Source organism: Mesorhizobium sp. M0676 (genome assembly GCF_040320535.1).
GTDB lineage: Bacteria > Pseudomonadota > Alphaproteobacteria > Rhizobiales > Rhizobiaceae > Mesorhizobium.
Window position 1 is genome coordinate 142,253 of sequence record NZ_JAMYPU010000012.1, and the last position, 13,357, is coordinate 155,609.

13 protein-coding genes are annotated in these 13,357 nt (G+C 63.3%); 8 read left to right on the top strand and 5 right to left on the bottom strand.

Annotated features, from left to right (window positions below; all coding sequences use genetic code 11):
- Together NKI35_RS15765 and carA are read right to left on the bottom strand one after the other, a co-directional pair.
- On the bottom strand, positions 1-252 hold the full coding sequence (locus NKI35_RS15765) for a type II toxin-antitoxin system RelE family toxin (protein ID WP_023711204.1): 252 nt from the start codon (positions 250-252) through the stop codon (positions 1-3).
- 68 nt (positions 253-320) lie between these two features.
- Entirely contained in the window at positions 321-1,538 is a 1,218-nt protein-coding gene (gene carA, locus NKI35_RS15770) for a glutamine-hydrolyzing carbamoyl-phosphate synthase small subunit (protein WP_352740752.1), read from the bottom strand.
- 258 nt (positions 1,539-1,796) lie between these two features.
- Between carA and NKI35_RS15775 the strand changes: the two genes are divergently transcribed.
- Both NKI35_RS15775 and NKI35_RS15780 read left to right on the top strand, forming a co-directional pair.
- The gene (locus NKI35_RS15775) at positions 1,797-2,246 is read left to right on the top strand and encodes a GatB/YqeY domain-containing protein (protein WP_352740754.1); all 450 of its coding nucleotides are present in this window, start codon (positions 1,797-1,799) and stop codon (positions 2,244-2,246) included.
- Positions 2,247-2,358: 112 nt separating this feature from the next.
- A complete protein-coding gene (locus tag NKI35_RS15780) occupies positions 2,359-2,916 on the top strand; it encodes a GNAT family N-acetyltransferase (RefSeq protein WP_352740755.1) in 558 nt (185 codons plus the stop codon).
- 7 nt (positions 2,917-2,923) lie between these two features.
- Here the strand turns inward: NKI35_RS15780 and NKI35_RS15785 are convergent, their stop codons facing one another.
- Both NKI35_RS15785 and NKI35_RS15790 read right to left on the bottom strand, forming a co-directional pair.
- On the bottom strand, positions 2,924-4,105 hold the full coding sequence (locus tag NKI35_RS15785; protein ID WP_352740757.1) for an MFS transporter: 1,182 nt from the start codon (positions 4,103-4,105) through the stop codon (positions 2,924-2,926).
- Positions 4,106-4,200: 95 nt separating this feature from the next.
- Entirely contained in the window at positions 4,201-5,865 is a 1,665-nt protein-coding gene (locus NKI35_RS15790; protein WP_352740759.1) for a Na/Pi cotransporter family protein, read from the bottom strand.
- 388 nt (positions 5,866-6,253) lie between these two features.
- On the opposite strand from NKI35_RS15790, the gene NKI35_RS15795 reads away from it, so the two are divergent.
- The 5 genes from NKI35_RS15795 to NKI35_RS15815 all read left to right on the top strand — a co-directional run bounded on the left by NKI35_RS15795 (position 6,254) and on the right by NKI35_RS15815 (position 12,102).
- On the top strand, positions 6,254-6,622 hold the full coding sequence (locus tag NKI35_RS15795) for an RcnB family protein (RefSeq protein WP_352740761.1): 369 nt from the start codon (positions 6,254-6,256) through the stop codon (positions 6,620-6,622).
- Positions 6,623-6,793: 171 nt separating this feature from the next.
- A complete protein-coding gene (gene dnaG / locus NKI35_RS15800; RefSeq protein ID WP_352740763.1) occupies positions 6,794-8,734 on the top strand; it encodes a DNA primase in 1,941 nt (646 codons plus the stop codon).
- A 412-nt stretch (positions 8,735-9,146) separates the two neighbouring features.
- Positions 9,147-11,171 carry an RNA polymerase sigma factor RpoD gene (gene rpoD / locus NKI35_RS15805; RefSeq protein WP_023672446.1) on the top strand — a complete coding sequence of 675 codons (2,025 nt, stop codon included), beginning with the start codon at positions 9,147-9,149 and terminating at the stop codon, positions 11,169-11,171.
- 190 nt (positions 11,172-11,361) lie between these two features.
- Positions 11,362-11,655, top strand: coding sequence for a GYD domain-containing protein (locus NKI35_RS15810; protein ID WP_023733294.1), 294 nt, complete (start codon positions 11,362-11,364; stop codon positions 11,653-11,655).
- A 69-nt stretch (positions 11,656-11,724) separates the two neighbouring features.
- Entirely contained in the window at positions 11,725-12,102 is a 378-nt protein-coding gene (locus NKI35_RS15815) for a thiol-disulfide oxidoreductase DCC family protein (RefSeq protein WP_352740765.1), read from the top strand.
- A gap of 47 nt (positions 12,103-12,149) precedes the next feature.
- On the opposite strand, the gene NKI35_RS15820 is transcribed toward NKI35_RS15815, so the two are convergent.
- Positions 12,150-12,407 (bottom strand): DUF2798 domain-containing protein, encoded by a 258-nt coding sequence (locus NKI35_RS15820; protein ID WP_023672449.1) that lies wholly within the window; start codon positions 12,405-12,407, stop codon positions 12,150-12,152.
- Positions 12,408-12,679: 272 nt separating this feature from the next.
- Here NKI35_RS15820 and NKI35_RS15825 point away from each other — a divergent pair, with 272 nt between their 5' ends.
- The gene (locus NKI35_RS15825) at positions 12,680-13,357 is read left to right on the top strand and encodes a PadR family transcriptional regulator (protein ID WP_023672450.1); all 678 of its coding nucleotides are present in this window, start codon (positions 12,680-12,682) and stop codon (positions 13,355-13,357) included.

The window sequence follows — 13,357 nt, forward strand, 5'->3', positions numbered from 1 at the left end:
CTATGGCCGGCTGTAGGTCGTCGTTTCGCGCTTGCCGATGTAGATCGCGAGGATTGTCGTGCGATCTTCATCAAATATGACGCGGTAGCGACCGATCCGAAGTCTGTAACCGTCTCGGCCTGCAAGACGTTTCACATCTCCACGCCCGCTGATGGCATAAGTGTTCAAGCCCTCGGTAACCTGCTCGCGGACATCGGCCGGCAGATTATCGAGATCGCGAGCTGCCGACGCCGAGAGGATGATCGTCTTCACGGCAGGAATATCGCAGATTTATCGCTTTATGTTAAGCGATATTATCGCTGAGTTCTGCTTGGTAGGGCTCAGGCCCGCTCGGCCAGCAATTCCTCGCCGCGCTTTTCGCGGATCAGGTTGACGAAGCGGCGGAACAGGTAGTGCGAATCCTGCGGGCCGGGCGAGGCCTCGGGGTGGTGCTGGACCGAGAACACCGGACGTCCGGTCAGCGCGATGCCGCAGTTCGAGCCATCGAACAGCGAGACATGGGTTTCCTCGACGCCCTCGGGCAAGGAGTCGGCATCGACGGCAAAGCCGTGGTTCATCGAGACGATCTCGACCTTGCCGGTGGTATGGTCCTTGACCGGGTGGTTGGCGCCGTGATGGCCCTGGTGCATCTTTGCGGTCTTGCCGCCTAGCGCCAGCGCCAGCATCTGGTGGCCGAGGCAGATGCCGAACACCGGAATATCGGTCTTGAGCAGGTCCTGGATGACCGGCACCGCGTAGTCGCCGGTGGCTTCCGGGTCGCCGGGGCCGTTGGAGAGGAAGATGCCGTCGGGCTGCATGGCCAGGATTTCTTCCGAACCGGTACCGGCCGGAACCACGGTGACCTTGGCGCCGAGGCCGGAAAGCAGGCGAAGGATGTTACGCTTGACGCCGTAGTCGATGGCGACCACGTGCATCGACGGCTCGGCCTGTTCGCCAAAGCCTTCGTTCCACACCCAGGGCGTTTCACGCCAGACCGAGGACTGGCCGGAGGTGACTTCCTTGGCGAGGTCAAGCCCGATCAGGCCCGACCAGGCGGCGGCGCGGCGCTTCAAATCGTCGAGGTCGAAGACACCGTCGGGCGCATGGGCGATGACGGCGTTGGGCATGCCCTTTTCGCGGATCAGCGCGGTCAGCGCCCGGGTGTCGATGCCCGACAGCGCGACGATGCCGCGCTTCTTCAGCCACTGGTCGAGGCCGGTGCCGGCGCGGTAGTTGGACGGGTTGGTGACATCGGCCTTGAACACCGCGCCGACGGCGCCGGCACGGGCGACCGGGTTCAAGTCCTCGATGTCCTCGTCATTGGTGCCGATGTTGCCGATATGCGGGAAGGTGAAGGTGACGATCTGGCCGGCATAGGACGGGTCGGTGAGAATTTCCTGGTAGCCGGTGAGCGCGGTGTTGAAGCAGACTTCGGCAACGGCGGAACCGGTGGCGCCGAGGCCGCGACCCTCGATGACGGTTCCGTCGGCCAGCACCAGGACGGCGGTCGGCTTTTCGGTTGCCCAAGGCGGGGTCAGTTCGGGGGTCATCTCGGCCATGGCGACGCTCCTGTCACGCTGCGCGCTTCGATGGCGGGCCATCTGCGCAGCAAACGGCGCGGCCGATCTCTCGAGCCTGCGCGCATCAATTCTTTGTCTTGTGCAAGGCCGAGTACATAGGGGAAGGCGCCAGAGCGGTCAATGATGCCGTGCCAAAACGGCGAGCATTTGTTTCAGCGAATGATATCAGAGCTTTGGCGCGTTTGCTTTGCGAATGGGCCGCGGTTATTGTCCGCGCCGTTCGAAGGAGAAAGCATCATGCGCGCAAAAATCGCCGAATCCCTGAAAAGCGCGATGAAGGCGCAGGACAAGCACCGCCTGCCGACGCTCAGGCTGATCCATGCCGCCATTCACGACCGCGACATCGCCAATCGCGGCTCGGCCAAGGACCCCGCCAGCGACGAGGAGATCCTGCAGATCCTGGCCAAGATGGTGAAGCAGCGCGAGGAATCGGCCAAGGCGTTCGAGGACGGCAAGCGGCCGGAATTGGCGGCGCAGGAGCGTGGCGAGATGGAGATCATCCGCGGCTTCCTGCCGACGCAGCTGGACGACGCCGCCGTCACCGCGGCCGCGCGCGAAGCGATCGCAGCGACTGGTGCGGCGAGCCAGAAGGACATGGGCAAGGTGATTGCCGCGCTGAAGCAGAAATATGCCGGCCAGATGGATTTCGGCAAGGCCAGCGGCATCGTCAAAGGCCTGCTGCAGTAGGAGCCGACACCGCTTCAATGGCGAAGGAGAGCAGGGGGGCATTACCTCTGCGCAAGAAACGGTCCGCACCGGCTTAAGGGAGCCAAGCCTTGACCTGCCGGAGAGACCCACCATGATCGAAATCGTCAAACCCACGCTCGAACATCTGCCCTCCTACAAGGCGGCGCTCGAGCGTGGCTGGTCGCCGGACAATGTCCGGCTGATGGAAGCGACGCGCGAGCAACTTGCGGCGATCGACGAGGATCCCGCGGCGTTCCTTGCCAGCCTCGACGATCCCGAGGCCAAAGGAGGCCCGATTACCTTGCCGGACGGCACGACCGTGCCGCAGCTGCCGGGCTTCCGGCGCTGGATCTGGGACGGCGAGGCCGCCGGCTCGATCGGCTTTCGCTGGCAGCCGGGTACGGCCGCACTGCCGTCGCATGTGCTCGGCCATATCGGCTATGCCGTGGTGCCGTGGAAGCGCGGACGAGGCTATGCGACCGAGGCGCTGCGGCTGATGCTGGACGAGGCGAGGGCTGTTGGTTTGCCATATGTCGAGCTCACCACCGACCTCGACAATCCGGCCTCGCAGAAGGTGGTGCTGGCCAATGGCGGCCGTGTGGTCGGTCCGTTCATCAAGGACGCCGCGTATGGCGGCGCCGAGAGTTTGTTGTTCCGGATCGATTTGTAGTCCGACGCTATTCGGCCGCTGCCGGCAGCGGCGGCGCTGCCCGGCTGCGCCCCTCCCAGATGTAGGAGGCAAGTGCCACCACCACTGCGACCAGCATGGCGGCAGCGCCCACAACCGGCAGGCTGCGGTAGCCGTAGCCGGCATTGAGCATGGCAGCGCCCAGCGACGCGGCGAGCGCGATGCCGACATTGAAGCCGGAGGGGATGAGCGAGGAGGCGAGGTTGGAGGCGTCCGCCGTCCAGGCCAGGATGCGGGTCTGGATCGGCGTGCCTATGGCGAAGTTGAGGCCACCCCAGATAACGATGGCGATGACCATCGGCACGGGGTAGGGGCTGACGGCATAGATCACGCCCAACATCACCGCCTGCAGCGCAAGCATGGTGATCAGCGACGGCATCAGCTTCCAATCGGAAAGCTTGCCGCCGAGAAACACACCGACGGTGGCGCCGACGCCGTTGAGCAGCAGCACCCAGGGGATCAGGCTCTCGTCGAGATGGGTCACCTCAAGCAGTGTCGGGGTGATGTAGGTGAACAGGCCGAACTGGCCGATCATCAACGTCAGCATCAGGATCAGCGAGGTCCAGACTTGCTGGCGCGCCAGCACGCGAACCTCGCTGCCAAGACTGGCGGATGGGCTCGATGCGCCCGTTTTGCGCGGCAGGAGGGCGGCCATGGCGGCAAACGCCACCACGCCCAGCGCGCACATCACCCAGAAGGTGGCGCGCCAGCCCCAGAGATTGCCGATTGCGGTGCCGGCCGGCACGCCGATGACATTGGATACGGTGAGGCCGGAGAGGATCACAGCCACGGCCATGCCGCGCTTGTCCTCGGGCACGAGGCCGACAGCCACCACCATGGCGACTCCGAAATAGGCGCCGTGTGCGACGGCGACCGCAATGCGCAAGAGCAGCATCGAGGCAAAATCGGGCGCCAGCGCGCAAGCGGCCTGGCCGATCGTGAAGGCGACGGTCAGGCAAAGCAGCAGCGTCTTGCGGGAAATGCCCTTGGTGGCGAGCGCCAGCAACGGCCCGCCAATCGCGATGCCGCCGGCATAGCCTGAGACGAGATAGCCGGAGGTCGGGATCGAAACGCTAAGGCCGTCGGCCACTTGCGGCAGCACGCCGGCAATGACGAATTCGGTGGTGCCGAAAGCGAAGGCGGCGATGAACAGGGCAATGAGCGGAAGCATGGCGCGGAAGCGATCCTTGAACGAGTTGGCCTCAAATCATGGATGGCGCTTGCCGGCAATGCAGAAATTTTTGCGGCCGGTTTAGGTTTTCTTGATCAGCTCGCCTTCAACCTGGAGCCGCCGAGCAGGCCGCGCTCTTCCAGCACCGGGTAGGCCATCGACGCCAGCAGCGAGTTGATCTGCTTCAGGTCGCGGATGGTGTCGAGGTGGATGGAACTTGTCTCGACGCTCTTGGCGGTGCCGTCGCGCAGCCGCACGAAATGGCTGGCGCTGGTTTCCTTTTCGCGGTCGCGCAGCCGGTCCTTTTCCAGCACCAACTGGCGGGCAGTCTCAGGGTCGCGCGACACCAGCACGTTGAAAGCAAGCCTGGCATTGGCCAGCACCGAGGTGTGAAAGGCGAGCAGCTCGCTCCAGCCCTCGGGCGTGAACTCCAGCCCGCGCTCGAACTTCTTCTTCACATGCACCAGCATGTTGCGCACGATGATGTCGCCGACCTGCTCGAGCTTGACGCAGGCGCCTATCAGCTCCTGGCAGCGCAGCGCCTCGCCCTCTGTGAGCGAGTTCCTGGTCAATTTGGCCAGATAGAGCTTGATCGCCGCGTGCTTCCTGTCGACGCGGTCGTCAAGGGCGGCCAGCGCCTTGATCTTGTCGCCGTCGGCGCTTTCATACAGCTCGATGATGCGCTTGAGCATGATCTCGACCGTCTCGCAGACGCGCACCACCTCGCGGGTGGCGTTGGCCAGCGCCTGGCTCGGAACGTCGAGCGCGCCGTCGTTGAGGGCGGAGAGTTCGACCACATCGAGCTCTGTAGCCGGCGCTGGCTTGGTGCCCATTGCGACGATCTTCTCAGAGGCACGATAGATCAAGCTGGCAAGCGGCAGGCCGGCGAGCAGGATCAGCACATTGAACAGGATGTGGGCGTTGACGATCTGGTCGGGCACGGTGGCGCCGAGGAAGGCGACCGGCGGCTTCAGCGTCATGAACAGGATCAGCATCACCAGCGAGCCCATGCCGCGCATCAACAGATTGCCGATCGGCACGACGCGCACGCCAGGTTCGGCACTTCGGGTGAGCAGCGGCGCGATGATCGACGAGCCGAGATTGACGCCGAGCACCAGCACGATGCCGAGTTCGGGCGGGATGAAGCCGCGGCCGGCCAGCGTGACCATCAAAAGCACGGCGGCGATCGAGGAGTGGAACAGCCAGGTGACGAGCGCGGCGAGCAGATAGGCGGTGACGTAGTCGCTGGAGAAATATTCGATGATGAGCGGCATCAGCGTGCTCTGCCGCAGCGGCTCCGAGGCCTGGCCGATCATTTCCAGCGACAGCACCAAAAGGCCGATGCCGACCAGGATGCGGCCGAACTGGCGCCAGTCGCGCCGCTCGGTGGCCATGAACATGACCGTGCCGGCGACGAGGCAGATCGGCACCAGCAGCGTCAGATCGAAGGTCAAGAGCTTGACCACCAGCGCCGAGCCGATCTCGGCGCCGCGCACAGCCAATTGGCCCGACATGCCCGAGACGATGCCTGCGCCGGCGAAGGAGCCGACGAGAAGCGTGACGGCGGTCGAGCTCTGCAGCGCAATGGACAGGCCGCAGCCGGCCAGCACCGCCATGATCGGATTGCGCATGGTGGAGCGCAGCCGGTGACGCAGCACGTCGCCATAGGCGCGCTCGACGCCTGTCTTGACCATGCGGGTGGCAAACAACATCAGCGCCACCGCGCCCGCCAGATGCAGCAGGACGACGGAGCCGCTCATTTCGAAACCCGCACGCAGACAGGGACCGCGACGCGGAGGGCGCGCAGTGCAGGGAGGAAAACGGGGCTGCGAATCATGGTCATGACAGTCTTGAACAATATCCGGAATATTTTAGCCGGGTAATAAAATCTTGTCGATTTCAAGAGCCGTCGCGGCGCGACAGGGCGTGTCGGAAAATGGACGGATGCGCAAATGGTTGCATGGCGGATCCCTGGTGATGGCAGCGGATCGTCCCGGTTTGCCGGACTCCCGGCAATCGCCTTTGCGATGATGTTCAAATAACCAGGATAAGCACAGGATTTCATTACGTAAATGTAATGCTAGTGTTCAGTTTCGGTTCATCCTTCGGGCGCTATTCCCTAGGCATCGACAACCAAGGAGCCCCGCTATGAAACGTGTTGTTCTTTCCGCCCTCGCTTTCTCGATGCTGGCCGCCACTTCGCTTACCGGCCAGGCCGCACCGGTGAACGCACCGGTCGCACCTCAGTCGAATTACACGCGGGTCGACTGGCAGAGGCCCGGCAAGCATGTCGATGTCAGGAAGCGCGTCGTGAAGAAGACGGTGGTCGTCAAGCGCAGCCATTGGCGCAATGGCCAGAAATATTCCAGCTGGAAGCGGCACCAGCCGATCCGCGATTATGGCCGCTATGGCCTGCATCGCCCCGGCCGCGGCCAGGAATGGATCCGCGTCGGCAACGACTATGTGCTGGTCAGTGTCCTGTCCGGCGTCATCTTCGGCGCCATTGCCGCGCATTAGCCCGGCCTCGCCGGCGCAATGCCGAGACTTGAAAGGAGGCGGCCCTAAACGGCCGCCTTTCTTTTGGCTGTAGAAACCGGGCTTTTTGGCTGTGGAAACCGGGTATGGTCCGCAATAAGGGTCGTCGGATTCCGCGCGCATGATTATATGAGGGACAAACGAGTTCCCCCAATGCGCTTTCCGCCCGCCTTTCTCGATGAGATACGCGACCGTGTGCCGATTTCATCGGTCATCGGCCAGCGCGTCGCATGGGACAGGAAGAAGACCAACGCCTCGCGCGGCGACTATTGGGCCTGTTGTCCGTTCCATGGCGAAAAGAGCCCCTCCTTCCACTGCGAGGACAAGAAGGGCCGCTATCACTGTTTCGGCTGTTCGGTGTCGGGCGATCATTTCAAGTTCCTGACCGAGCTCGACGGATTAAGCTTTCCCGAAGCGGTCGAGAAGATCGCCGACATGGCCGGCGTGCCGATGCCGGTGCGCGACGAGCGGGAAGAACAGCGTGAGAAGGAACGCGCCAGTCTGACCGATGTCATGGAGATGGCGACTGCCTTCTTCCAGGAGCGGCTGCAAGGACCGGAGGGTGCAAAAGCCCGCGCCTATCTCAGGGATCGCGGGCTGACGCCGGCGACGCAGCAATCGTTCCGGCTGGGCTTTGCGCCCGACAGCCGCAATGCGCTGAAGGAACATCTTGCCGCCAAGGGTGTGCCCAAGGCCGACATCGAGGCCTGCGGGCTGGTGCGTCATGGCGACGACATCCCGGTCTCCTATGACTGGTTCCGCGATCGCATCATGTTCCCGATCCCGGATTCGCGCGGCAAGATCATCGCCTTTGGCGGCCGCGCACTGGCGCCCGATGCGCTGGCCAAATACATGAATTCGCCCGATACGGAGCTCTTCCACAAGGGCAACGTGCTCTACAATTTCGCCCGCGCCCGCAAAGCGCTGGCGAAAGGCGGCACGGTGATTGCCGTCGAAGGCTATATGGACGTGATTGCGCTGGCGCAGGCCGGCTTCGAGAATGCCGTGGCGCCGCTCGGCACCGCGCTCACCGAAAACCAACTCGAACTTCTTTGGCGCATGGCGCCTGAGCCGATGCTGTGCTTCGACGGCGACCAGGCCGGGCTGAAGGCGGCGTGGCGCGCCGCGGATCTCGCGCTGCCGTCGGTGCAGGCCGGGCGGTCGGTGCGCTTTGCGCTGTTGCCGGAGGGCAAGGATCCCGACGATCTGGTCAAGGCAGAAGGGCCGGACGCGTTTCGTGCCGTGCTGGCGGAAGCGCGGCCTCTCGCTGATTTGTTGTGGATGCGTGAGACATCCGGTGGCGTCTTCGACACGCCGGAGCGGCGGGCGGGGCTGACAAAGACGCTGCGCGAACTGACCAGCCGCATCCGCGATGAGAGCCAGCGCTACCACTACCAGCAGTGGATGCGCGAGCGGGAACTGACCTTCTTCAGCGCCCAGCGCGAAGTGCGGCAAGGTCGCCAGGACTGGAAACCGGGGCAGGGCAAAACGCCCGCACCCGGCGGACAGTTCGCCAAAGGCAGCGGGGCAGGCGCGCGCGCCGCGATCACTGAAAGCCTCGGCCGCTCCGCCATGGTCAAGCGCGGTGGCGAGATGATGTCGGTGCGCGAGGCGACGATCATCGTAGCTCTCGTCAACCATCCGGCGCTGATCGACGAGAACTTCGCCCATGTCGAGTTCCTCGATCTCGCCAACACCGATCTGCAGCGGCTGCACGCCGCCATCCTCGATGCGATGGCGCATGACATGGCCAATGACCGTAGCGCAGTGATCGCCACCATCGAACGTGCCGGCTGCAGCGATATCTGGGGGCGCGCCGTGGCGCTGATCCAACGGACCAGGCAATGGCCCGCGCTGGAAACCGCAGCGCTTGAGGATGCGCGCGACGCCTTCAACCAGGCGCTGCACTTGCAGCGCAGCGCGCGCACCTTACATAAGGAGCTGAAACAGGCGGAAGCAGCGCTCGCCAGCGATCCCACTGACGAAAACTACCGGCACCTCATCGAGATTCAGGCGCAATTCCGTGATGTACAAGCAACGGAAGCGCTGATCGAAGGGTTCGGTGTATCCTCGGGCAGGGGTGGGCGCGTCTAGGTCGAAACCTGCGCAAGAATGAATGTTGTACGTGCTGCGCGTCGAATCGACGCCTCTAAGTCGGGTAATTGATTCGCTTTTTTGATGCGAATCATGCGAGAGGCGCTTGACCTTCTGGCAGAATGACGGAATCAGGACGATTCGAAACTTTAACCCGCGCCGGCGTCGACGGAAATGCACTGACGCGAGGTGCTGATCACTGGACAGGCTGTCAGCCTGCCACAGATATCAGGGTTAATCTGGACTTAATGCATATCGCCCAAAAGTGAAAACCGGTTTTGGGGGCACGATATGAACAAACAAAAGAGTTGATTCGGTTACCGGCCCGGTTAAGCGCCACCAGCGCATGTAGTTTGACCGGTGCGGCAGCTACGCGGCTTCGATGCTCGGCCGCTAGGAGAAGATAAAGACTATGGCGACAAAGGAAAAGGAAGAGGTCGAGACCGAACGTGAAGGCGCCACCGATGGGCCTCTGCTCGACCTTTCCGATGATGCTGTCAAGAAGATGATCAAGGCCGCCAAGAAGCGCGGCTATGTGACTCTCGACGAACTGAACGCGGTTTTGCCGTCGGAAGAGACCGATCCGGATCGCATCGAAGACATCAATGCGATGCTGTCCGACATGGGCATCAACGTGGTCGAGGACGACGATCAGAGCGAGGAGCCCGAGGCCGCCGACAGCAATGCCGACGCCGAGGAAGACGCCAACGAACTGGCCGAGCAGACCGGCACCGCCGTCGCCGCCACGACCACCAAGAAAGAGCCGACCGACCGCACCGATGACCCGGTGCGCATGTATCTGCGCGAGATGGGCTCGGTCGAGCTCCTGTCGCGCGAGGGCGAAATCGCGATCGCCAAGCGCATCGAGGCCGGCCGCGAGACGATGATCGCGGGCCTCTGCGAAAGCCCGCTGACCTTCCAGGCCATCATCATCTGGCGTGACGAGCTCAACGAATCCAAGATCCTGCTGCGCGAGATCATCGACCTCGAAGCCACCTATGCGGGCCCCGAAGCCAAGCAGGCGCCGGTGGTCGAGCGCATCGAGGAGGCGCCCAAGGCCGAGGACAAGCCGAGGCGTGGACGCGACGAGGAAGACGACATCACCAATGTCGGCGCCGACACGCGCGGCTTGGTCGATGACGACGAGGAAGACGAGGACGAGGCGAGCCTGTCGCTGGCGGCGATGGAAGCGGAATTGCGCCCGCAGGTGATGGAGACGCTCGACGTCATCGCCGACACCTACAAGAAGCTGCGCAAGCTGCAGGACCAGCAGGTCGAAAACCGTCTGGCCGCGACCGGCACGCTGTCGCCCAGCCAGGACCGCCGCCTGAAGGAGCTGAAGGACCAGCTGATCAAGGCGGTGAAGTCGCTGTCGCTCAACACGGCGCGAATCGAGGCGCTGGTCGAGCAGCTTTACGACATCAACAAGCGCCTGGTGCAGAACGAAGGCAAGCTGCTGCGCCTAGCCGAAAGCTATGGCGTGCGCCGCGAGGAGTTCCTCAAGGAATATCAGGGCTCCGAGCTCGACCCGAACTGGACGCGCTCGATCGGCAACCTGACCTCGCGCGGTTGGAAGGAATTCACCAAGAACGAGAAGGACGCGATCAAGGATCTGCGTTCGGAAATCCAGAACCTCGCAACCGAGACGGCGATCTCAATCCTGGAATTCCGCAAGATCGTCAACCAGGTGCAGAAGGGCGAGCGCGAAGCCGCGATCGCCAAGAAGGAAATGGTCGAGGCCAATCTGCGCCTCGTCATCTCCATCGCCAAGAAATACACCAATCGCGGCCTGCAGTTCCTTGACCTGATCCAGGAAGGCAATATCGGCCTGATGAAGGCGGTCGACAAATTCGAATACCGCCGCGGCTACAAGTTCTCGACCTACGCGACATGGTGGATCCGGCAGGCGATCACGCGTTCGATCGCGGACCAGGCGCGCACCATCCGCATTCCGGTGCACATGATCGAGACGATCAACAAGATCGTGCGCACGTCGCGCCAGATGCTGCACGAGATCGGCCGCGAGCCGACGCCGGAGGAACTGGCAGAAAAGCTCGCAATGCCGCTCGAAAAAGTGCGCAAGGTCTTGAAGATCGCCAAGGAGCCGATCTCGCTCGAAACCCCTGTGGGTGACGAAGAGGATTCGCATCTGGGCGATTTCATCGAGGACAAGATGGCGATCCTGCCGATCGATGCGGCGATCCAAGCCAATCTGCGCGAGACCACCACGCGCGTTCTGGCCTCGCTGACGCCGCGCGAGGAGCGGGTGCTGCGCATGCGCTTCGGCATCGGCATGAACACCGACCACACGCTGGAAGAAGTCGGCCAGCAGTTTTCGGTCACCCGCGAACGTATCCGCCAGATCGAAGCCAAGGCGCTGCGCAAGCTCAAGCACCCGAGCCGGAGCCGCAAGCTGAGGAGCTTCCTCGACAGCTGATACCGGCAACAGACCAGCATTCGAAAAGGGCGCCGACGGCGCCCTTTTTGTTGCCGGGTGAAGGCTCTTGTCGCCCATCTCCGTCGGGAGGATACTTGCCTGGTCGGATGCATGTTCTGGGCGAAAAACCGGATGTCCGCCCCGGCTGATGTCCTCAGCCGTGCTCCGTGGCGCCGGAGGGAGGTGTGTGATGACAACCTACATCCTGCTGATGAACTGGACGGAACAGGGCGCCAGAAATATCCGAGAGTCGCCGAAGCGGCTCGATGCCGCCAAGAAGCAACTGGCCGACATGGGCGGCTCGTTCAAGGCGTTTTACCTGACTATGGGCGAATATGACATGGTGGCGATTATCGAGGCGCCCGACGACGCTGTGCTTGCTCGTTTCGCCCTGATGCTGGCAACGGGCGGCAGCGTCAAGACGCGAACGCTCAAGGCTTTCCCGGAATTTGCCTATCGCGAGATCGTCGCCTCGCTTGGATAGCGCTGGGCGTGGGTCCGTGCGGCTCGGCGTCATATTGCGGGGCCGTGCCGTCAGGGCGATAGTCGCGCCATGTCCAAGCCTGCGCTGACCGTCTGGTACAACACACGCTGCCCCGTCTGCGATGGCGGCATCACCAGGCAGAAACGGCGGCTGATCGAGGCGATCAAGGCCGGGCGGATCGAATTCCGCGACATCAACCTCGAACCGGCGGCGCTCTCTGGCTACGGCGCCTCGCTGGAGGACATACGCCGCCGGCTGCATGCCACCGATGCCGAAGGCAGGCTGCTGGTCGGCGCCGATGTCGCGGTTGCCGTCTGGCGGGCGACGCCGGGCGAGGGCTGGCTGGCGACGCTCTTCGGCAATCCGGTCGCGCTGCCGCTGACACGCTTGGCCTATGATCGTTTCGCCGATCTTCTCTATGCCTGGAACCGGCGCAAGGCTCGCTGATAGGGAGGCAAGGCCCGAAGACTCTGCGGGCCTTACCGTCATGGGCGTTACCGGGACGCCGGCTCGCAAAGCCAGCCGACAATGCGGCGCACCGCCGGCAGCACCATGAGCAACGTTGGGAACGCTACCAGCCAGGACAGGCCCCAGGCAGTGAGCCAGACAGCCGGCAAATCAGGTTGCAGTCCAAGGCTTTTCAGCGTCGATATGAACGAGACGATGAAGGTCATCAGCAGCGACAGCACGAGCGGACTGACGATCGCGGCATAGCGCGCCGGCAGCTTGCCGCGCTTACGGGTCGTGGTCATTTTTGGATTTTCCTGAAACATCCGGTCCGTCGCATTTGGCATCCGTTGCGCCGGGTTTCCGGCGGAACTGCCCGGAAAGACCGGGGTGGATGCGTTGCTTGACGTCAGACGCTTACGGAGAGGTTTTGGCCCTCACGCGCTTTCTAGCTGCCGGCGGCGGCGAAATCAACCTTCTGGCGCCGCCTTTAGATACATCGTAAGATATATCTTGACTCGTCGGCGGGGTAAGCCTAATTAAGATGTATCGTAAGATATAACTCAAGGAGCAATTCATGCACAGACATCATCCCTTTGGCGAGCGCGCCGAGCGCGCATTCCTGCACATGGCAGGCAAATTTGGTGGAAGAGGGGGCGGCGGCTTTGGTCCGTTCGGCCACGGCGGACGTGGCGGTGGACGCGGCGGCCCGGGCGACATGTTTCGTGCCGGGCGCATGCTGGCCGACGGCGATCTCAAGCTGATCACGCTGTCGCTGCTGGCCGAGGCGCCGCGCCACGGCTACGACATCATCAAGGCGCTGGAAGAGCGCACCAGCGGCATCTACAGCCCGAGCCCGGGCGTCGTCTATCCGACGCTGACCTTCCTGGAAGAGGCCGGCTATGCGGCTTCAGCCGCCGACGGCAACAAGAAGGTGTTTTCGATCACCGAGGCGGGGCAGGCGCATCTCGCCGAGAACCGCGAGATGATCGACGGCGTGCTCGAGCATCTGGAGCGCTTCGGCCGCAAGATGGCGAAAGCGCGGGACTGGTTCGGCTGGAACGACGACGGCGAGGAAGGCGGACGGCGTGGTGGACGGGGTCGCTCGGAAGCCCGCGACGAGTTCCGCGCCGTGCGCCACCGGCTGCGTGCCGCGCTCGGCGATCTCGTCGACGCGCCGGCTGAAAAGCAGGCCGAGGCGATTGCAGTCCTGGAAGCCGCCGCTGAAGCCCTAGAAGCGCTATCGCGCGGTTGA